The organism is Synechococcus sp. JA-3-3Ab (genome assembly GCF_000013205.1).
GTDB lineage: Bacteria > Cyanobacteriota > Cyanobacteriia > Thermostichales > Thermostichaceae > Thermostichus.
This window is the reverse complement of record NC_007775.1, coordinates 1798546-1819977: the sequence shown is the minus strand read 5'-3', so window position 1 is coordinate 1819977 and position 21432 is coordinate 1798546. Positions and strand designations below refer to the sequence as shown.

The following is a 21432-nucleotide window of genomic DNA, read 5'->3' as shown; positions in this document are numbered from 1 at the left end:
TCCCCTTCGATGGCACTGTCCTCGGCCTTTGTCGGCAGTTTTTTCGATCAAAACGGAGTTTAAGAGATCGATGGGTATCAACGTATCCGCTGGCGCAGTCGTTTCCAACCCCCGTCTCTACCAAACCGTGCCTGTATCGACCATCTCCCAGGCGGAACAGCAGGATCGCTATCTGGGACGCACCGAGCTGGATCGCCTCGAGGACTTTTTCTCCAGCGGCCTGAAACGGCTAGAGATTGCCGAGGTCATTGCGGCCAATTCGGAAATCATCGTCAGCCGGGCAGCCAACCGCATCTTCACAGGGGGCTCGCCCATGGCCTATCTGGAGCGGCCAGAAGCGACCCAAGACGAGAAAGAAGCCTTCAAGCTGGGTACTGCCTTCTACGTGGAATCCACCGGCGGATTCATTGAGGCCATCCGCAACATCTTTAGCGCCAGCGGTGTGGAGATTCCCCCCAATTTCCGCCCCATCAACATCTCCCGCTACGGGGCTGCCAACATGCGCAAATCGCTGCGGGATCTGAGCTGGTTTTTGCGCTACGTCACCTACGCTTTGGTGGCCGGGGATCCCAGTATCATCGCCGTCAACACCCGCGGCCTGCGGGAGATCATCGAAAACGCCTGCTCCGCCGAGGCCACCATTGTCGCCATTCAAGAGATGAAACGGGCGGCGGCTGGCTACTTCCGCAAAGATGCCGAAGCAGTTGCCATCATCAACCAATATTTCGATGTTTTGCTGAGCGAGTTCATCGCCCCCGCCCCTTCCGACAAGCTGCGGCAGCGCAATGCCAGCACCGCCGACGGCCTGCCCCTGCAGGGGCTGCAGCTACCCCAGGTTTACAACTTGGCTGCCGAGAAAGTTCCCGTTTTTGCCATGAAGCCGGGGCTGTCCAACGCCGAGAAGGAAGAAGTCATCAAGGCCGCCTACCGGCAGGTGTTTGAGCGGGACATCCGCCGCGCCTACGGCCTCAAGCTTTCCAACCTGGAGTCGAAGGTGAAAAACGGCGAGATCTCCATGAAGGAGTTCATTCGCCGCCTGGGCAAATCGGAGCTCTACCGCAAGCAGTTTTACGAGCCTTACATTAACAGCCGCGTTGTCGAGCTGGCCTTCCGCCACTTCCTGGGCCGGGCCCCTGAAACCCGCGAGGAAGTGCAGACCTACTTCTCCATCGTCTCCAGCAAGGGCCTGGCCGGCCTGGTGGACGCCCTGGTGGACAGCCGCGAGTACGGGGACTACTTCGGCGAGGAGACGGTGCCCTACCTGCGCAAGCTGGGGATAGAAGCCCAAACCAGCGCCAACTGGGGAGCCAAGTTCGACCTCTACACCTACGCTGCCCCGCGCCGCAAGGTGCCCCAGTTCATTACCCTCTTTGCCCGCTACAACCGGCCTCTGCCGGATCAGCATGCCTATGGCTCCGGCAACGACCCGCTGGAGATCCAATTTGGGGCCATCTTCCCCAAGGAAACCCGTTCCCTCAGCGCCCGCCCCGCCCCCTTCAACAAGGATGTCAAGCGCATCCTCATCCGGCGCGGCTTTGCCCTCACCAACGCCCGCACCAATCCCAAGGCAGTGGGGGATCCCGGTAGCCTTGGTCCCAAAGTCTTCAAGCTCACCCAAACCCCTGGCGATCGCAGCCGGCGGCTAGGGGTGCGGGCGGGGATTGTTGGCAGCGAAGTCTCGACGCAAGCGGTGATCCGCGCCTGCTACCAGCAGGTGTACGGTTACATGCCCTACGAAGGCCAACGGCTAACCCGTTGGGAGATCAAGCTGGAGTCGGGGGAAATTCCTGTCAAAGAGTTTATTCGCCAACTGGCCAAGTCGGATCTCTTCCGCAACAAGTACTGGTCCAGCTTGTATGTCTGCAAAGCCATCGAGTTTATCCACCGCAAGCTGCTGGGCCGACCCACCTACGGGCGCCAGGAGATGAACCGCCTATTTGACATCGCCTCCAAGCAAGGGTTCTACGCCGTCGTGGACGCCATCCTCGACAGCGAGGAGTACCAGCAGGTCTTCGGGGAAGATATCGTGCCCTATGAGCGCTACCTCACCCCCGGCGGCCTGGCGCTGCGGCGGATGCGCCCCGGCTCCACCGACATGGCTGTTGCAACCAAGCCCATTCGCACCGACGAGGACATTCCGCTGTTTGTCAAGTTGGGTCAGCCTCGGGATATGCCTTCCGGCGAGCTGGAAATCCAGCGGCGGGCCCAGCAGGGGGTGCCCAAGGTACGCCAAGAGATCCCTGTCTTCAAGCTCACCAGCCTGGCCAACAAAGCGGAAGTCAACAACCTCATCCGCGCCGCCTACCGGCAGGTCTTCGAGCGGGATATGGACATCTACAACATCAGCGCCGAGCTCAGTTCTGCCGAGTCCAAGCTGCGCAACGGCGAGATCACCGTCAAGGAGTTCATCGAGGCCCTGGGGTGTTCCGAGCTGTACCGCTCCGAGTTCTATGCCCCCTATCCCAACACCAAGGTGATCGAGCTGGGCACCAAGCACTTCCTGGGCCGTGCTCCTCTCAACCAGCAGGAGATCCGCAAGTACAACCAGATCTTGGCCACCCAGGGGGTGAAAGCCTTTGTGCGCGCCCTGCTGAACACCCAGGAGTATCGCGATCTCTTCGGCGAGGACACGGTGCCCTATCGCCGCTTCCCCACCCTGCCGGCGGCCAACTTCCCCAACACGCAGGAGCTGTACGGTCGCCTTACCAAGCAAAACCACGAGCTGGTAGTGCCCAGCTTCAGCCCTGTGGGCAATGACCGCAGCTAGATATGGAGCTGATACATTCACGCTGAACTCTCCTGAACATGGTTCAGGAAAGAAGCGATCGCATCCTGCCTATCTCTGAGCAGGAAGGCGGTATCCCGCAAAGCCCTGAGGAATACCCCCCGAGCGCTTTCCCCCTTCACTTCCCGGCAACCGTTGCGGTGGACTCAAGGATCAGGGGGAAACTTGGTCTACTATATCCCTCTCAATGACTTTTGCCAAACCGCCTAAAGCTCAGTAAATTCAGCAAAGTTCAGGGTTTTGGGGGTTAGAGGCATGCTCTCAACCCCTTCTCTCCTTTTGTGGGAGAGGGAAAAAACAAATTAGCTCCACAAAGGCAGAGGAGACTGGGCTTCATAGCCCAGATGCCGTAGCGCAGCAGGGGTAACCACTCGACCCCGGGGCGTGCGCTGCAGGTAGCCAATCTGCAGCAGGTAGGGCTCGTACACCTCCTCAATTGTCTGGGGATCCTCACCCGTCACCGCGGCCATCGTCTCCAAGCCCACTGGCCCTCCACCGAACTGCTCCACCAGCACCGTCAGCAGCTTGCGATCGATCCAATCCAAACCCATGGGATCCACCTGGAACAGCTCCAGAGCGGCTGCTGCCACTTCTTGGCTAATGTGGCCATCCCCTCGCACCTGGGCGTAATCTCGCACCCGCTTGAACAGGCGGTTGGCAATGCGGGGCGTGCCCCGAGAACGGCGGGCGATCTCTGCAGCCCCTTCTGGATCGGTGGAGACATTTAAGAGGCGAGCTGTGCGCAGCACGATCTGCACCAGCTCGTGAGGCTCGTAAAAGCGCAGCCGTTGCACGTGGCCAAAGCGATCCCGCAGCGGAGAAGTGAGGGCGCCAATGCGGGTTGTGGCCCCGATGAGGGTAAAGCGTTCCAAGGGCAGAGAGGTGATGCGAGCAGAGCGACCTTTGCCAATGGTGATATCAAGACGAAAATCCTCCATCGCCGGATAGAGCAATTCTTCTGTAACCTTGGGCAGGCGGTGGATCTCGTCAATAAACAACACATCCCCCCGCTTCAAGCGCACCAAATACCCGGCAATGTCGCGGGGGCTCTCCAAAGCCGGCGCGGTGGTCATGTAGAACTGGGATCCCATTTCTGCCGCCAGCACTGCTGCCACCGTGGTTTTGCCTAGACCAGGCGGGCCGTAGAACAGCAGGTGATCCAGAGGCTCTTGGCGAGCGCGGGCCGCCGCAATGGCAATGGAGAGCACTTCTTTAAGTTCCGTCTGGCCAATATATTCCGCTAGGGTGCGCGGGCGCAGGGATTCTTCCTGGGCTTCGCCAGGGTGGGCTTGCGGCTGCAACAGGGCAGAGGGATCCGCTCCCCTTTCCCCAGCAAAGCTCAACTCTCTGCCTTCTTTTCTCCAGGCTGAAGACTTTTGCTGCCGCCGCTTGGGGCCCTCAGCGTTCTGGCCTGTATCCCGAGAAGAAATGATTGCCATATCCCTAAGTCACAGAGGCAATGGCCCCAATTTAACTCTGGAAAAGCTCTGGGAAAGATCACCCCAGCAAAGAGAACAAAAAATCCCCCAGACCAAGCCGGGGGATCCACCAATGCTGTTGAAGCGTCAGGTCAGGCCATCAGCCACGCACCGCAGGCGCTACCTCCACCGCCGCCAGGTCCAGCGGGAAGTTGTGCGCATTCCGCTCGTGCATCACTTCCATCCCCAGGTTGGCACGGTTGAGCACATCCGCCCACGTCCCAACCACGCGACCGTTGCTGTCCACAATCGACTGGTTGAAGTTGAACCCGTTCAGGTTGAACGCCATGATGCTGATCCCCAGCGCCGTAAACCAAATCCCAATCACCGGCCACGCCGCCAGGAAAAAGTGCAGGCTCCGGCTGTTGTTGAACGACGCATATTGGAAAATCAACCGGCCAAAATACCCGTGCGCCGCCACGATGTTGTAGGTCTCTTCCTCTTGCCCAAACTTGTAACCCAAGTTCTGCGACTCCTCCTCCGAAGTCTCACGAATCAGGCTCGAGGTCACCAACGACCCGTGCATCGCACTAAACAGCGCACCCCCAAACACGCCGGCCACGCCCAGCTGGTGGAACGGGTGCATCAAAATGTTGTGCTCCGCTTGGAACACCAACATGAAGTTGAACGTCCCCGAAATCCCCAGCGGCATCCCGTCCGAAAACGAGCCTTGCCCAATCGGGTAAATCAAAAACACGGCCGTCGCCGCCGCCACCGGCGCCGAGTAAGCCACCGCAATCCAGGGACGCATCCCCAAGCGGTAGCTCAGCTCCCACTCCCGGCCCATGTAGCAGAACACCCCAATCAAAAAGTGCAGCACAATCAGCTGGTAGGGGCCGCCGTTGTACAGCCACTCGTCCAAAGAAGCGGCTTCCCAAATCGGGTAAAAGTGCAGGCCAATCGCAGCCGAAGAAGGCACCACCGCGCCGGTGATGATGTTGTTGCCATACAGCAACGAACCCGAAACTGGCTCGCGAATCCCGTCGATGTCCACCGGGGGAGCACCAATGAAGGCAATGATGAAGCAGGTGGTGGCAGTCAGCAGGGTGGGGATCATCAGCACCCCGAACCAACCGATGTAGAGGCGGTTGTCGGTGGAGGTGACCCACTCGCAAAACTGCTCCCACACGTTGCTGGTTGAGCGACGTTGGATAACAGTGGTCATGATGGCAAACTTCCCTGAGGAAGCGCGAAGATTGACAACCTAACCTTAAATCATCCGTTAAGTTCTGTCAACTACCCTTAGAAATCTGAGAAGGGATCCCGGCCTCAGCGGTTGGAGCGGCGGCTGCCGGTGGGGGAGAAGAGGGCTTCCAGAGCCTGGCTGAGGGTGGGCTCCATCACCACCCGGTCTTCGTAGGCAGCGATGACCCGGGTGAGCTGGGGCAGGCGGCCCTGTTCTGCCTCCAGGTAGAGGGGCTGGATGTAGAGAAGCGAGGTCTCGATGGGGATGACCAGCAGGGTGCCCAGGTTCACCCGCGACCCGTGTTCGTTCCAGAGGGCGATTTGCTCGGAAATGGCCGGATCCTGGTTGACCCGCGCCTCTACTTGCTCTGGGCCGTAGATGAGGCGCTGCTTGGAAAACTCGTACACCAGCAGCTTGCCGTAGTTTTCCCCATCGCAGCGGGCCGCCATCCAGGCCACCATGTTTTGTTTGTTGAGGGGGGTGAAGGGAGAAAGCAAGACAAACTCGGGCTGGTTTGGGGATCCCTTTTGGGGATCCTCTGGCAAGGTGAGGATGAGGTACTGGGGCTGCATGGGCAGGCGCCGCCGCTTGCGGAACTGGTTGGGGATCTGCCACTGGTCTTCCCGGTTGTAGAAAACACGGGGATCCGTCATGTGGTAAGTGGCAAATTGCTGCACCTGCACCCGGAAGAGATCTTGGGGGTAGCGGATGTGCTGCCGCAGCGGCTCCGGCATGGCCTCTAGCGGCTTGAACAGGGTGGGGTAGATGCGGGCGTAGGCTTGGATGAGGGGATCCCGAGGGTCGGCAATGTACCAGTCGATGCTGCCGTTGTAGGCGTCCAGCACCGCCTTGACAGAGTTGCGGATGTAGTTGAAGGGGAAGCCGGGCAGATGCTCCGAGTAGGGGTAGCGGCTGCTGGTGGTGTAGGCATCGAAAAACCAGTAGAGCCTGCCCCCTTGAATTACCAGGTAGGGATCCTGGTCGTAGAGCAAAAAGGGCATCACCTGGCGCACCCGTTCCCGGATTTGGCGGCGATAGAGGAAGCGGGTGCTGGGGGAGAGCTCGCGGCTGAGAAGGATGCGCAGATCCCGGAAGTGCCAGGCGTAGAGAAGCCGTTGCCAGAGGTGGGGGATGGGCACGCCGCCCGTGCCGCGGTAGCTGCTGTAGACATAGCGATCGGCAGCGGGATAGTCCAGCTCACGCGCCTCGGCCCCCACGAACACGTCGGTGGTGGTCAGCTCGCTGTAGTAGAGGGCCGGCTGCTCCACCCGCAGCACCTGCGCCACCTCTGGATAGCGGGGGGAAACCCGCGGTGGGATATCCGATAGGAAAAAGTCCGGCAGCCCCTCAGCAGTAACCACGTTGACTGGGCTGAGGGTGAGGCCATAGCCGTGGGTGTAGAAAAAGCGCCGGTTAACCCAAGTTTGGGCAGCCGGTGGTACCTGGGCAAAGTCCAGCTCGCGCGCTGCATGCATCACTTGGCGCAGCTCTCCCCCGATGCGGTAGCGATCCACATCCACATAGGGAAATTGGTAGTAAGGGCGGATCTCCTGCAGTTGGCGATAGGTGGCCAAGAGGGGTTCTGTATCCCAAAGACGCACGTTGCGCAGGGTGGATTGATTTTGCTGCAGGATCTCCCAGGTCAGGGATCCCTCTTCTGGGAAGGGCTTGACCTCCACCTCGGCCAGGCCAAAGCCGGCGCGAGTAAAACGGATGTTGTGCTCGATGTAGGGGCGCTCCAGCTCCAGCTCGTTGGGCGTGACCAAAAGGGTTTGCAGCAGTTGCGGGTAAAGCCGGGTGGTCAGCAGCCCAAACCCCAGGTAGGCCCCCCAGAGCAGGGCCGGCGCCAGCAGGGAACTGGCCCAGGCAGGGCACCAAGACTTGAACAAGGGAAGGTTGAATCGGATCCCCTGGCGGGCCAAAGCCCAGAAGCCAACTGCTGTCAGGAAAGCCACCCCGCTCATCAACGTGGTAGCTGGCAAAGTGGCGTGCACATCGGCAAAGCCGGCGCCAAAGACGACGCCGCGGGTGGAATAGAGCAGCTCGTAGCGCTCCAGCCAATGGCCCCAGGCACGAAGCAAAAACAGAGCTCCCCCCAAGATCAGCAGGTGCCGTTGGGCAAATAAAGACAGAGCCAGCGTCAGCCGCTGCTCCGATAGCCCCAGCTCCACTAGGTAAATAAGCGCCACCGTGATCAAAGTGAGCAGCACTAGGTTGAAGCACCACTGCTGCAGCGTCTCCCAGAAGGGCAGGCCGAAAAGAAAAAAGCCCAGGTCGCGACCGAAGATTGGATCGGACTCGCCGACAGGGACTTGGTGCAACCAGAGCAGCAGCGCGAACCAGTGCTGAGAAAGAGACCAGGCCAAGCCGCCGCTCAACCCCAGGGCAATGGCCCAGGCCCCGGCTGTGCTTGCCCCCCGCCAGCAGGCGCGGATGTTGGATCCCACCACCGCCAGGGCAAAGGCAAAGGCGCCCAGGCCCAGCCCCCAGCGAGCCAGCACCCGCGTCCAGAGCACCGGCAGGGCATTCAGCTCGGCAAACCAGGCCAGATCGACATAGAAAGAGGCCAAAGCTGTGATGGCCAGGATCCCCAGCCCCGCCCAAAGCAAGAGAACCAACCCTCGCTGTAGCCGCTGCATAGCCTCACAGCGTCCCGCTCGAGGTCGCCCTTGATCCTAGCCGCTGCACCGCCTGCAGCAAGCCCGCCGGGCCCCCATCCACCCGCATCACCGGGATCCCCACTTGGGCCTGCAACTCTTGCCAGGTGAGATCGTCCAAAAAGCGCTCCCCATCCTTGAGGGCGATCTGGGGCAAAAGCAGGCCGTCGTAACTTGCCAAGTTTTCAACCGATTTCAAAGCGCCCAGAATGTCTTGCCCCGTCAACAGTCCGGTTACCGTCAGGGTTTGTCCCCAGAATTGGCTGGCAATGGGCAGAAGATGCAACTGCAACCTGGGGATGCTGTTCATCCGCTCCACCACCGGCTGGAAGGCTCGCTCCACTGCGTTGCCCACCACCCAGAGAACTTTGAGAGGAGAAGGGATCCCAGTCGGCAGCCGCACCTGCTCAAACTCGCTCAAGAACAGGCGCAGGGATCCCACTCCATTCCCCAGTTGGGGGTAATCTTCATAGTGCTCTGCCGGCGGCAATTCTCGATTTGCCAGCAAGTACCACTCGTCGGCCAGCCAGGCAAAGGTGGACCCCAATTCTTGCCGAAACTGCGCCTGCAGCGCTTCTACCTGCGCAATCACCTCCGCCGCCTTGGCGGCATCCACCGGGATCAGCTCGTCATTGGGGGGGCGGAAGCGGGTCAGCCCCACCGGTACCACCGCCACCGAGAGGACGGTTGGGATCCCTTCGACAGGTTGGCGAAAAGCGGCCAGATCCAAGAGCGTGCGGGTGAGGTGCTCTCCATCGTTCCAGCCCGGGCAGACCACCACCTGGGCATGCACTTGCAGGCGGTGTTGGCGAAACCAGGCCAACTGCTCCAGGATCAGACCGGCGCGCGGGTTTTTGAGCAGGCGGCTGCGCAGCTCCGGCTCCGTGGCATGAACCGAGACATAGAGGGGGGAAAGGCGCAGGCGGGCGATGCGATCCCATTCGGCAGCGGTCAAGTTGGTAAGGGTGAGGTAGCTGCCGTAGAGAAAGCTGAGGCGGTAGTCGTCGTCTTTAAGGTGCAGCGTTGCCCGCATTTCAGGGGGCTGTTGGTCGATGAAGCAAAAGGGGCAGGCGTTGGTGCATTGGATGAGGCCATCGAACAAAGCCGTCTCAAACTCCAGCCCCAGATCTTCATCGATGTCTTTTTCCAGCTCGACGATGCGCCGGATCCCTTGGCTGTCCAGGATCTCCAGGCAGAGATATTCATCGGCACACAAGAAGCGATAGTCAATGAGATCGCGGGGCTTCTCGCCGTTGATGCTCACCAGGGCCTCCCCTGGCCGAATGCCCACCTTTGCCGCCAGGGATCCGGGCACCACAGCGCTAATGCGGGCGGGCTTGAGGCTAGCACGGGACATGGCGCGCCCAAAGCAGGACTGCGTTGCCAAGAAAACCCCAATCTACTCCAAGCAGCGGCGAATCGCTGCTTCCAGCTCCAACTGGCTGAGGTCGGTAACCACGAAGACCTCTTGCACGCTGCTGCCCTTGCGGGCCACCAACTTGTAGCCCCCTCGAATGGGCACGGAAACCCGCAACTGCAACTGCGGGATCCGCCCGCGACTGCAAGACAGAGCACCTGGCGTTACGGTTTTAATGCCAGGTTGTCGAGTCAGGCGCTCCAGAACAGGGATCAGCCCGGAAATGTGGGTGGAGTGGTTCCAAACCAGACGACCGGCAGGCTCAGACATGGCGGCAACGCAACAGCGAGGAGGGCTAGATCTCTATGCTAGGCTCTTGCCCCTGTAACTGAGAATAAACCTTGGCGAACTCTCCAAGTACAAGTATTTTCAGAAGGTTTTCTCTGTGCTAGTTTGACGGCAGCAAACGCAGGGAGCTCCTGACTCATGGTTGCCGAGCAAGTCATCCTCGAGATCCCCGAAGCCATCCTGAAAGGCCTGCAGAATGGAACCTACGAGGCGTAGGCGGCGTGGTGCGAGAAGTGGCCTCTAAGCGGGTGGTGGCCTGGCTGAGAGAAACTGGAGGCTTGACACTCGCAGATAGCATTAGCAATTGCATCCCGGCAGTGGACATAGTCAACGGGATTATTGCCAACATTCAGTTGAGGCAGATCAACCTAAGACTAATTGACACTAGAGGTAAACTAAACACTGTCTTAGGCTTAACCAAATTCAATGCTGCTATTGGTCTAACTAACTTGGGTTTGTCTGCCGTAGACTTTGCAGTCGTTACCTCTAAACTCAATCAAATCGATTCTCGAATCCAAAGTCTTCAAGCATCCGTAGAAAGTCTTCGAGAATCCATAGATAGATCGCTTCTTGCCAAAGCTAAGTCTGCTATCGACGTTGCAGAAATAGCTTTGAAGATGTCTTCTTCGACCAACAGGAAGCGATTGGTAACCGAGGTCATTCAGCCTCTGCTTGAGGCTGAGCACTATTATCTAGCTGCGTGGGATTCCAATTGGAACAAGAACGACGGCATTTTGGCTTGCGAGTACATCTTAATCCTATCTTTAGTCTATGTTACAGAGATTGAATGCTACCTGGAGATGGAGGAGCATGAGATAGCTCTGAAACGCCTGGCGGAGGCAAAGGAGATTCTAAGACCTCGTATTAGAAAGTATGTCGAGCTTTTGTTGACCACGAAACCTTCAGTATATCTTCACAAGGCTTACCAAGAAGGAGTTAGCCTATCAAGCGTCGTGGAGATTCTCAAGTATGTAAAGAGTGAATCGGATGTGGATAAGCTGTTTGACAAATATATACGACCAGATATTTTCAGCGCACAAAGCATTGAATCCTATTTTGATAGTATGCCGACAAGATCTAAGAATGCTATCCTTGCCCTCATTGCCCCACGTTTGATTGATCCAAGCTGGTGGACAGTCTTGGATGGCATAGTTTGGGATCCTCCTCGGAGAGAAGCTATCATCAGTCGAGCAAATCAGGTTATAGCGGCTGCCCAGTCCATGATCGAATTGGACAGGAGACTGGAAGGCTACAGATACGAAATCACTGAAATGACTCGGCTTGGCCTCAGCTACCAAGAGTGGCAAAGTCTGGTTTTGCCGCCAAAAAACTCGTCTGAGGATCCAGGCCCCAAAGTTTTACTGCTCCTGCCGGCTTAGGAAGCAGGATCAATGGGGGTAGAATCCGCCGCCCAAACCAAACAAGACGGCTAATATGCCAATACCGACAGCGATCCCAGCTGCTAGTTTCAGATCCTCCTTTAGCTTTTCAGCGTCGGCTCTTTCCTTTATCGCTGTCAACAGGAAGAGTTGATCCTCTCCGCTAAGCCCGCTTATAAACTCAGGGGATAAAGACTCAAGGGGGAGACTCTTAAAGTAGTCGATCCTGCTCCTGCAGTAAAGCGTCAGTTGAGAGAGCTCTGAGCTTTTTTCTTTCTCGCGCAGTTCTATTTCTGACTTTGCCCTTTCTTGGAGACTTTTGGCTTTTTCCACTTGCTCTTTACTATACCCAGATTCAAAAAATGCCGACCAAGCGGATACCAAAGCAATGAGTACGAGTATAGCACCAATCCATCCCCAGCCTCCTAAGAAAGCCAACAAGCCCAAAAACAAAAAGACAAAGCAGCTCTGTATGTTTTCGTCTCTAGTAAGGAAGGTATAGTCAACTCTGGCATCCTCTTCCTTAATGCCGATTAAAATAAGGTTTCTCTTTACCTCTGACTTCACTTGCTCTATTTTCTGGTTATAGTTGGTTTCAATCCTTCGCCTCCGCAGCTCTATCTCCTCGGCAGCTTTCTGTATCTTGTCAGGGTCAAACGGCCAAGTGCTGCCGTCTTGTGTGCTGTAGCTTGGTTTGGCTTTTAGACCTAGATCACGTTCGTTTCCTTTCGTTTGGGAAAGCCTCTGGGAATCGTAGGCTTTCCGCTTTACGGGATCACTCAGCACTGAATAGGCTTCTTGAAGGGACTTAAATTTTTCTTCGATGTACCGTCGGGCCTTTTCCGGTGTGCCGGGAGGAAGCCGATCGGGATGATACTCTTTGGCAAGCCGCCTGTAGCTCTCTTTGATTTCTTCAGAGGTCGCGTCGGGCTTTACCTCCAGCTCGCTATAGAAATCTTTCATGAAGGGATCCCGCCTCTGCTGCCTTGCTAGCAGGATTCTACTGCTGCTCCTGCAAGCTTGAAAAGTGCTGTTTAATACCAGCCTTTTTTTATGCCCTAAGTGTCAAGCGCGCTGGGGAAAGCTCCACTCCCAGTAGCTCTCGGGGGGGGTTAGCTCTCCTTCCTAAGCTGTAGCTGTCTGGGCCCGGTTTGGACTAGTCCAACTCCCGCCGACGTAGCCGTTGCAAGGCCGAGAGAGGCTTCTCCTCTTCTGGCTGCTTTTTCGAGGCGGCTGCCCGTGGAGTGGTTGTCTTGTCCCTTTCGGGCTCGAGCGCAGGCTTGGCTGCTTCTGGCTCAGCGGCTGGAGGGCGAGGCGGGTTGCTGGCCTGCTGGTTGGGCAAGGGCACCGACTCCAGGGGGGCCAGCAGGGACTGGATGTGGCTGTAGGTTTCGGGATTGCTGCGGGCAGCATGGGCCAAGAGGGTAAGCTGCTCCTTGGCCGCTACCAGGTTCCCTAACTTAAGATCCACCAGAGCCAATTGGTAGCGTGCCTTAAAGCTAGTGGGATCCACTTCTACGGCACGTTGGAAGGCAGCTCGCGCCTCTGGGAGGTTGCCCTGGCGGGCGTAGATCAGGCCAAGGTTAAAAGGCACGTCGGGATCCCGCTCGCTGGGGAGAACTTTGGTTTTGTCTTCCAGCTCAAGGGCGGCCCGGTAGGCGTTGATGGCTAGGGTGTGAAAGCCCATCTGCAGGTAGCGGGCTGCATCTTCCTTGAGTTGGGCCACTGTCGGCTCCCCGGTGAGCAGATTCATAGGCGGCTGGGCAGAGGCAGGCAGTCCTAGCGCCAAACTCAGCAGGCATCCCACCACACGCAGGCCCAAGGGAGCAGTCCGTCCACCGGTTTGTTGCTTATTCATCCCCATGATCGGTTTCCTCCAGCCACCTCAACACCACTTCGTTCCACCCCTCAGGACCGGGGAGCCGGGCCAGTTGCCACTGGGTCTGAACCTCTGGCCCGCCGAGGCGAACGGCCTCCTTCCAGAGGCTATCCGCAATTGGGCTGGGAAGCACTACTTTCCGCTCCACCCACCGCAAAAAAGCCAAATCTGGGGGGGAGCAGCCGATGCCCAAGGCCCTGACAGGGCCCAAATGCCGCTGGTAGCAATCCAGGAGCAGCCGCACCGCCTGTTCTCCCGGTAGGGAACTGGGCTCTGAGGTTAAGGTTGTCCGCCTCCAGCCGGTCAAATACCACCGCGAGGGGTCGGAGAAGTGGAGCTGGTGCAGCCGTAACAAGTGCTGGGTGAGGGTGGCCTCTTGTTGGGCAAGGGCTTCTCGCAGCCTTGCTGGATCCCCGGAATAGCTGAAAATCTCGCTATATTCCCGCTTTTGCACCCGTTCTGCTTCCTCCAAAGGGATCCCAGTGGCGGCAGCTAGCTCCGAGGCTGTCCAATCCCCGAACCCGATGAGATCCAAGTGGTAATCTTGGCGCACCTGTTGCAAAATGTGGCGCAAGCAGGGGTAGGGCAATCCCAGGGCACACACGTAGTAGGGAGGGCGGTGTTGCCAGCGCTCGTCCAAAATGCCTGCGGGAAAGTAATGTTCGGGAACGTAAATAGCGGAGCCGTCCTCGCAGATGAAGGGATGCTCCAGGCGCAGTTGTCGACACAGATGTTCCAGTTGGGTGCGGGTACGCAGGCTGTAGAGCACTAAGGGAATGGAGCGGCGCTCCAAAGCCGCCAAAGCTTGTCGGGCAGCGCCATAGCTGTTGGACTGGGGATCTAAGAGGCTGCCATCCAAACTGCTGAGGACAAGTCGCATAAGCCCAGGAAAGGAAAAGGCGCTGGCAGCAGTCAATTAGCCAGATCAAACGGCCTCTAGCCCGAGGAGCGCAAGCCGGATCCCTGAGGCGGGCTTGGGGCTCAAGCGGCCAGCATTCCCATCATCCAACAGCCTTGACAGAAGTGAAGAGGTTTAATTCAACGTGCCCTTCTTGGCCACCTTCTGGAGGAGTGAAGCACCCAGAGCGGCATTGGGGCAATTGATGCCAAATGTTACACTCTGCTGCCGTGCCCAGCCGATACTAGCGGCAGAGCAAGCCTCTTGACTCGCGATTCCTTTGAGGGATCAGGTGCCGAAAGCGCGATCCCCAGCATCCCCCAGCCCGGGCAGGATAAACCCCCGGTCATTTAGCCGCTCGTCGATCATGGCGCAGAAAATTTGCACCATCGGGTAATGGGATCCCAGCCGCTGCAGCCCCGGCGGAGCAGCCAAGACGCTCACAATTCTCACTAAGCTGGGATCCGCTCCCCGTTTTTTCAGCTCGTCCAAGATCCAGAGCAAGGTGCCGCCAGTAGCCAACATCGGCTCAGGGATGAGAATGCGCATCTGCTCCGGGATCCGCTCCGGCAGGCGATTGAGGTAACAACTCACCTGCAGCGTCTTTTCGTCCCGCACCAGGCCCACATGAAAAATCCGTGCCTGGGGCAAGAGGGACTGACAGCCTTCCAGCAGGGCCAGCCCAGCCCGCAAAATAGGCACGATGGCCAGCGGCGTGTTGGGGGCGATAACTTCTGCTGCAGCAGGTTCCAGAGGAGTTTGCACCTGCACCGCCTGAGTTGGGATCCAATCCCGCATCGCCTCATAGGTCAGCCAGCGGCCCAGCTCCGATAGAGCACTGCGAAACAAGGGCGTGGGGGTTTCCACGTCGCGAGCCACAGCTAACCAGTGCTTAATGAGCGGGTGAGAGGGGACATAGACTCGAAGCTGCTGACTTGCCACAGAAGGATGCCTCAATCTGGGCGGTAGCATAGCGGGTTGCTTTGGCAGAAAGCAAGCACTTCCCTCGAGGTAATGGGTACCCCTTCAGAATTGGTTGACCTGCCCCCTGCCTTAAAGGGTAGGGATTCCTAGTTTTGGGTTCTACGAGCGCACTTAGCTAGCCAGTGGCTAGTCCCTAATTCACCATGCCGGCAGTGAGGCATCTCTCCCCAAGCGTAGGCGCTCCGCGCTGCTGAAGCGAACGCCCGATTGGTTCAGGATGCGTTGCCATGCTTTGCCGTTACAGCACAGGGCAAAGCTGGAGCTGGGTCTGCGGATCCGGTAGATCTGGATCACGAGATTTTTTCTGAGGATCGCCCATGTCTGCCGTCCGGTTTCAGCCGTTGCGGGTGGCCTTCACCTGTGCGGATCCCAGCCAAGCGCAAATGCCTGTTGCCGAGTTGCTGGCGGCTCTGCCGGCCTCGCCGCTTCTAGCCTACACCGACCCAGAAGCAGCGGACTTGCGGGTAGAGATGCTGCCAGATGCCATCTACCACTTCTACCGACGGGAGGAAGAGGTGGCGCTGGCAGCCTTTCGGATCCCGGTAAAAAAGCCACAGGCTCTGCCCCGCAAGCTGGTGCGGCTGCTGGAACATGTGGCCGCCTTCGACAACCTCCTCAACCTGCAACCTGCCAGCGATGCTCTGAGCAGTGTTCTGGAAGTAGAGTTTCTGCAACTGGAAACGCCGGCCAGTGGCTCTAGCCCTGCTGAAGTTAGCCCTTTGCCGCGGGATCCCCAAGGCCAGGTGCAAATTCAAGCAGGCCGCAACCTCGCCATCGCCCTGCGCAACAGGGCCCTTACGCCGGTGCACGTCTATGTAACAGTCTTTGACGAACGGCAGTGCAGCGTCGGTTTAGTCTATCCCTACCAGCCGGACTCTCCTGCCCGCCTGCGCCCCAGCGAAAGCGTATTAGTTGGCTCTGGCCCTCGCTATCTGCTCCAGATGCAACTGCCCGAAGACACAGAAACGGCGGTGGATCGCTTCAAAATCTGGGTCACCAGTACCGGCATGCAGCCGGGCATTATGGCAATGCCCCCTCTAGGACAAAGGCTGGAGCCCCCCTCTGACGATCCCTATGGCTCCGGATCCCGTCTGGATAGAGAAGTCAGGCTGGCCATTCTGGGCAAGGCGGGCAGCACGCCCATGCCAGCTTTTGCCGAGGATCCCTGGTGGTGTATGGAGCAGGCTGTCAAGGTGGTAGCTTAGACTGGGCCTACCTCCTCACAATTCTGTACAGCAGAGACTCAACCTCCTCGACACTAATAGCTGAAAGATTATAGGAGGAGTAGATCCTACTTCTCGTCTCTTGATCAACATCTGCCAAGACCAGAAAGACTTGATCTGGGCCGAGACCCATTTCGGAGGCGAGCCAAGAGTACTTCTCTATACAGTCTCTATAGCTGCCGGTCTTCGACTCTATCCAGTAGAATCGGTTGTTAATGTGGAAGAAGAGATCGATCTCAAAGTCGCTACCGTCGGGCAAAGTAACTTCCTCATTTGCGATGTAGGAAAAATCGATCTTCTGTCCCTGCTCTCTAGCAAACTTGATCAGTTGCTGTTTGACATATCTCTCCAGCCAATCTCCAGATAGGAACTTGATTGCCTCTGTAGACTTGCTTAGCTTTACCCTCAGGTTTTTGGAGGATTTTGAGTAGTTATATTCCTCTAAGAAATTAACCTTATGTAGAGTGGAAGCAAGTTGGCAGCTATAACTTATCACTTCCGGGGAGTTGCCTTTTAAGCAAAGAGTTAAGGCCTTTTCTTCTCCAATGCCAGATTTAATTTCTTTGTAAAGCTTCTCGATCAGCGAGTACCTCTGACCCATAAGGTTTGATATCCAGTTCAGCTTGTTATCGAGTTCTCCTTCTGCATCGGCTTTTTTACTAGATGGGATCAGGTTCTTCATCCTTATGTCCCTAGACCACAGAAATACCCCTATTTTCACCTGTTCAAGGCTAATCGTCCCTGGCGGCAAACTCTTGAGTCGCGCGCCAGCAGTTCGCTCGTTAGTTTCCTTCGTCTTTTGAAGGCTAGAACTTGAGCTTAGATTCTGGGAAATTTTTTCTGTACTTTCTAATAGCCTGCTCAGGATATTCTGCTGGTTACTTATGTTCTTAACTAGCTGACTTCTGTACTCAGCTAAATGCTGAAGGAAGTTTTGGTAACTTTCGGACAGACTTTCTGAGATATGAAGTTTGAAGCCCTCAAGATCAGCTTGTAACTTTCTTAGAATCTCATCCAGTAACTGACTATCAGCTCTTTGAGTGAGCCTACAGGTATAAACGCCCAGGCAGAAACCAATAGCCAATCCAATTAGAAGACCTAAAAGCAGAGTCATCTTCCCTTGATCCTATTTTCTTTAACCTAACTCAGGAGTTGTGAACAGCTAGGAAGATTTTAAAGCATTGCTACCTCCTGCTTACTCTTGAGCCAGAAGGGATCCCAGCCAGCCCTGCTGGAGCGCTTTCTGGGCGGGAGTGAGCTCAGGCAGGGCTTCGAGGGTGTACACATCCGGGCGAGGTGGATCTAAGGGGATCCAGAAGTGCTTCAACTGATCGCCCTGAAAGACGCTCAGGCAGATGGCCTGGTGGGGCTGGTAGGCCGCCAAGCGTTCTGGCAAGTTGGCAGCGCTTACCCGGAAGCCATCCAAGGCCACCAACTCATCGCCAGCCCAGATGCCGGCTTTTTGAGCGGGGGATCCCATCTCGACGGCGCTGATGCGATTGCCTTCGCCGTTGAAGTTGAGGCCCAGGTAGGGGGGAGGGTTGGGTCGGCTGAAGTGAACCTTGAGGGTGAGGCCAAAGGGGTGGAGGTAGGCGTTGTAGTCTAGCTCTTCCGTGCCGTCCACATAGGCGGCGAAAAAGGGGCTGAGATCGGCGCCGGCTGCCCGCTCAAACGCCTCTTGCAAGTCTTGGTTGCTGTAGCCTTTCTCTGTCCGACCAAAGCGCTGCCACAGATCCCGCAGGGCCGTGTCCAGGGATCCCTGCCCCCCTGAGAGGTGGCGAATGTGCAGATCTAGCAGCCAGCAGACCAAAGCGCCCTTTAGGTAATAGGAAACCTGGCTGTTGAGGCTATTTTCGTGGGGACGGTAGAGCTTGATCCAGGCGTCGAAACTGGCCTCCTGCAGTGACTGTACAGCTCGACCTGGCGTGCGCTGTAGCCGGCTAATTTGCTCAGATAGGATCTGCAGAAACTCTTTGGCACTGAGGATCCCTGCTCGCAGCAAGATAACATTTTCGTAGTAGCTGGTTGCCCCTTCGCAGAACCAGAGGCAGTCCACATAGTTTTCTTGGTTGTAGTCAATTTTCTCCAAAGCTAGAGGGCGCAGCCGCTTGACGTTCCAAGCATGGAAAAGCTCATGGGCCAGCAGCGCCAAAAAGCGACGGTAGGACTGAGGCTGATGCAGCTCCAGTCCAGAATAATTGAGGGTGGCACTGTACTTGTGCTCCAGGCCGCCAAATCCCCCGGCTGACAAATGCACAATAAACCAGTAGCGGTCGTAGGGCAGCTCGCCAAAAAACGCCGCCGTGGCCCGGACAATTTTCTCGGCATCGGCCACCGCTTGCTCCAAATTTAGGGTGCCCGCTCCCCAGACCACGAAGTAGTGAGGGATCCCTTCCACCGCAAACGACCGCAACTGGTGCAGGCCCACCTCCACCGGGCTATCCACCAGCTCGTCGTAGTCTGCCGCCACAAAAGACTGGCCGGAAGCAGCATCCTCAGAAGAAGACCTCAAAGGTCGCAAACTGATGGCGACGTGCCAGTCGGGTTTGGGAGGGATTATCGTCAAGGTGTAGGGCTCCCGCTCGCGACCGGGCACGTAGAGAAAGAGCGCCGCCCCGTTGAAGTAGGCGTGGGTGAGATCCAAATGGTTGGTGCGCACCGTCAGCTCGTAGGCGTAGACCCGATAGCGGATCGCGACAGCCGAACAGCGGGGCGGCTCGATCTCCCAAGTGTGCTTATCTACCTTCCGCCAGGCCAAAGGGATCCCTTGCTCCGTTGCTGCCTGAAACTCTTGCACATGGCGGGCATATTCCCGCACCAGGTAGGATCCCGGCGTCCACACCGGCAGCCGCAGTTGCAGAGGTACTTCTGGATCCACCTCTTGGATCTGTAGTTCCACCTCCAAAAGGTGATTGGCCGGCTCCGGCATCCGCACCGTGAAATGCTGACGGCTTAGCTGAGAAGGGGCGGCAACCCCACCCTGCGCGATCCCCATATAACTTTCCTCGCACCTCCCGCCTGCACCGTCCCAAAACAGTGCGCTAGAGGCATATCTTGGACAGGAGACAAGACTTCAAAGATGTAGCTCCTGCTACAAAGATATCCAAGCAGAGTCTTTTAGCTTAGGATAATCTTGCCGCCGAGGTCATTTTTGAGTCAAGGGTGGCTTGGGTCAATAGCGGGCAGCTCAACCCCGGCACTCCTGGCTGATCTTGTTGGGTTGATTCTAAGGGATAAACTGACCTTAAAAGGTTGAAGAATATGGCAGTGGCCATTGCAGAAAAATCTCTGGTTGCAGCCTTCAAACAGTTGGGAGGGCCTCACCATCCTCCGGTTATCGAAACGTTTGAGCGCGGTAAGACCATCTTCTTTCCTGGGGATCCGGCGGAGCGGGTTTACTTTTTGGTGAAAGGAGCTGTCAAGCTCTCGCGGGTCTACGAAATGGGGGAAGAAATTACCGTCGCTCTCCTGCGGGAAAACAGCATCTTTGGGGTGCTCTCCTTCATCACGGGGCAGCGCTCCGACCGCTTCTATCACGCGGTGGCCTTTACCCGCGTCGAGCTGCTCTCTCTGCCCATCGAACAGGTGGAAAAATCCTTGCGGGAGAACGCTGAGCTCTCCATGTTGCTCCTCAAGAGCCTGTCTTCCCGCATCTTGCAGACGGAGATGATGATCGAGACGCTGGCCCACCGCGACATGGGATCCCGTCTGGTCAGCTTTCTACTGATCCTCTGCCGCGACTTCGGGGTGCCCGGCCCCAATGGAGTCACCATCGATCTCAAGCTATCCCACCAGGCCATTGCGGAAGCGATCGGCTCCACTCGCGTCACCATCACTCGTCTGTTGGGGGAGCTGCGCAAGAAGAACTACATTTCCATCCACAAGAAAAAGATCACCGTCCACGACCCAATGCAGCTTGGCCATCGCTTTGCCTAGGGGGAGAAGCTGCCCCTAGGGCCGTTTCCAGGAATTTACCAGTCGGGACAATCCCTCCCTCTGGGAGAGGAGTAGCCGTGCCACCAGGGCAGGGCAGCGACGAGGGAACCTCCCCTCAACCACCAGGGGCTGAGAGCGATCCTTGGGGGGAGGCTTGCTGCTGGGCCAGAGCAGCCAAGATCTTTTCCCCCATTTCCCGACAGCCGACGAGGGTCATCCCCTCAGAGTAGATGTCGGCAGTGCGGTAGCCCTGGGCCAAAACCGCCTCGACGGCCTGTTCGATGCGGTCGGCAGCCTGGGGCTGATCCAAGGAGTAGCGCAGCAGCATTGCCCCGGAGAGCACCTGGGCAATGGGGTTGGCCTTGTCTTGTCCGGCAATATCCGGGGCTGACCCGTGTACGGGTTCGTACACCCCAGGGCCAGAGGATCCCAAAGAGGCAGAGGGCAACATGCCGATGGACCCGGTCAGCATCGCCGCCTCGTCGGAGAGGATATCCCCGAAGAGGTTCTCCGTGAGAATGACGTCAAACTGCTTGGGCCAGCGCACCAACTGCATGGCAGCATTATCGACGTACAGGTGGGACAGCTCCACGTCGGGGTACTCAGCCGCAATGGCGGTAACCCGCTCCCGCCACAGTTGTGACACTTCCAGGACATTGGCTTTATCCACCGAGCAGAGCTTGCGCCGGCGTTTGCGGGCCAGTTCAAAAGCCACACGGGCAATGCGATCCACCTCCGCCTCGCTGTAGGCCATGGTGTTCACACCCCGCCGGGATCCCTTGGCATCTGTGAAGATCCCTTTGGGTTGGCCGAAGTAGATGCCGCCGGTGAGCTCCCGCACCACCACCAGGTCGATCCCGGCAACCACCTCCGGCTTGAGGGAAGAGGCCTGCACCAGTTGCGGAAAGATCTTCACCGGGCGCAAGTTGGCAAACAGCCCCAGGCCCGCCCGCAAGCCCAACAAAGCCCGCTCAGGGCGCTTCTCCCGCGGCAGGGTGTCGTACTTAAAGTCGCCAACTGCCGCCAAGTAAACAGCATCGCTCTCCTGGGCCATTTTCAAGGTCTCTGGCGGCAAGGGATCCCCCGTGGCTTCGTAGGCGGCCCCGCCAATCAAGCCCTCCTGCCACTGGAGGGAAAACCCCACCTGAGCGGCAACCGCATCCAAAACCGCCCGCCCCACCTGCATGATTTCAGGACCGATCCCATCTCCGGCCAGGGCTGTAATCCGATAGGTTCGGACAGCAGAGGAAGGAACGCTCATGGGCGGTCACAGCAAAAGAATGCGTAGCGATATTACCATCCCTTGGCCCCCAGGTTTGCCG

16 protein-coding genes are annotated in these 21432 nt (G+C 57.6%); 4 read left to right on the top strand and 12 right to left on the bottom strand.

What is annotated here, in order from left to right:
- Window positions 1-70: 70 nt before the first annotated feature.
- Window positions 71-2767: a phycobilisome rod-core linker polypeptide gene (locus CYA_RS08555; protein WP_011430642.1), complete on the top strand. Its 2697-nt coding sequence runs from the start codon at window positions 71-73 to the stop codon at window positions 2765-2767.
- A 320-nt stretch (window positions 2768-3087) separates the two neighbouring features.
- Here CYA_RS08555 and ruvB read toward each other — a convergent pair whose 3' ends face one another.
- The 5 genes from ruvB to CYA_RS08530 form a co-directional block, all read right to left on the bottom strand.
- A complete protein-coding gene (gene ruvB, locus CYA_RS08550) occupies window positions 3088-4224 on the bottom strand; it encodes a Holliday junction branch migration DNA helicase RuvB (RefSeq protein WP_011430641.1) in 1137 nt (378 codons plus the stop codon).
- Between the two features lie 139 nt (window positions 4225-4363).
- Window positions 4364-5428, bottom strand: a complete 1065-nt coding sequence (psbA, locus tag CYA_RS08545; protein WP_011430640.1) for a photosystem II q(b) protein — start codon at window positions 5426-5428, stop codon at window positions 4364-4366.
- Window positions 5429-5532: 104 nt separating this feature from the next.
- Complete coding sequence (locus tag CYA_RS08540; protein ID WP_011430639.1) at window positions 5533-8088, bottom strand: UPF0182 family membrane protein; 2556 nt, start codon at window positions 8086-8088, stop codon at window positions 5533-5535.
- Window positions 8089-8092: 4 nt separating this feature from the next.
- Window positions 8093-9463, bottom strand: a complete 1371-nt coding sequence (locus tag CYA_RS08535; protein ID WP_011430638.1) for a TIGR03279 family radical SAM protein — start codon at window positions 9461-9463, stop codon at window positions 8093-8095.
- A gap of 42 nt (window positions 9464-9505) precedes the next feature.
- Window positions 9506-9793: a DUF2103 domain-containing protein gene (locus CYA_RS08530; RefSeq protein ID WP_011430637.1), complete on the bottom strand. Its 288-nt coding sequence runs from the start codon at window positions 9791-9793 to the stop codon at window positions 9506-9508.
- A gap of 251 nt (window positions 9794-10044) precedes the next feature.
- On the opposite strand from CYA_RS08530, the gene CYA_RS08525 reads away from it, so the two are divergent.
- Window positions 10045-11190: a hypothetical protein gene (locus tag CYA_RS08525; RefSeq protein WP_041438410.1), complete on the top strand. Its 1146-nt coding sequence runs from the start codon at window positions 10045-10047 to the stop codon at window positions 11188-11190.
- A gap of 9 nt (window positions 11191-11199) precedes the next feature.
- On the opposite strand, the gene CYA_RS13805 is transcribed toward CYA_RS08525, so the two are convergent.
- From CYA_RS13805 to upp, 4 genes are all read right to left on the bottom strand, one after another.
- On the bottom strand, window positions 11200-12153 hold the full coding sequence (locus CYA_RS13805) for a J domain-containing protein (protein ID WP_011430635.1): 954 nt from the start codon (window positions 12151-12153) through the stop codon (window positions 11200-11202).
- 193 nt (window positions 12154-12346) lie between these two features.
- Window positions 12347-13048, bottom strand: a complete 702-nt coding sequence (locus CYA_RS08515; RefSeq protein ID WP_228375243.1) for a tetratricopeptide repeat protein — start codon at window positions 13046-13048, stop codon at window positions 12347-12349.
- Window positions 13041-13949, bottom strand: a complete 909-nt coding sequence (locus CYA_RS08510) for an HAD hydrolase family protein (RefSeq protein WP_011430633.1) — start codon at window positions 13947-13949, stop codon at window positions 13041-13043. Before CYA_RS08510 ends, CYA_RS08515 begins: the two co-directional genes overlap by 8 nt.
- 306 nt (window positions 13950-14255) lie before the next feature.
- A complete protein-coding gene (upp, locus tag CYA_RS08505) occupies window positions 14256-14939 on the bottom strand; it encodes a uracil phosphoribosyltransferase (RefSeq protein ID WP_049749761.1) in 684 nt (227 codons plus the stop codon).
- A gap of 329 nt (window positions 14940-15268) precedes the next feature.
- On the opposite strand from upp, the gene CYA_RS08500 reads away from it, so the two are divergent.
- Window positions 15269-16156 carry a hypothetical protein gene (locus CYA_RS08500; RefSeq protein ID WP_011430631.1) on the top strand — a complete coding sequence of 296 codons (888 nt, stop codon included), beginning with the start codon at window positions 15269-15271 and terminating at the stop codon, window positions 16154-16156.
- A 7-nt stretch (window positions 16157-16163) separates the two neighbouring features.
- Here CYA_RS08500 and CYA_RS08495 read toward each other — a convergent pair whose 3' ends face one another.
- On the bottom strand, window positions 16164-17288 hold the full coding sequence (locus CYA_RS08495; protein WP_011430630.1) for a hypothetical protein: 1125 nt from the start codon (window positions 17286-17288) through the stop codon (window positions 16164-16166).
- A gap of 81 nt (window positions 17289-17369) precedes the next feature.
- On the bottom strand, window positions 17370-19169 hold the full coding sequence (locus tag CYA_RS08490) for a M61 family metallopeptidase (RefSeq protein ID WP_011430629.1): 1800 nt from the start codon (window positions 19167-19169) through the stop codon (window positions 17370-17372).
- Between the two features lie 266 nt (window positions 19170-19435).
- On the opposite strand from CYA_RS08490, the gene ntcA reads away from it, so the two are divergent.
- Complete coding sequence (gene ntcA / locus CYA_RS08485) at window positions 19436-20110, top strand: global nitrogen regulator NtcA (RefSeq protein WP_011430628.1); 675 nt, start codon at window positions 19436-19438, stop codon at window positions 20108-20110.
- Between the two features lie 115 nt (window positions 20111-20225).
- Here the strand turns inward: ntcA and leuB are convergent, their stop codons facing one another.
- On the bottom strand, window positions 20226-21371 hold the full coding sequence (gene leuB / locus CYA_RS08480; RefSeq protein ID WP_011430627.1) for a 3-isopropylmalate dehydrogenase: 1146 nt from the start codon (window positions 21369-21371) through the stop codon (window positions 20226-20228).
- Window positions 21372-21432 lie beyond the last annotated feature (61 nt).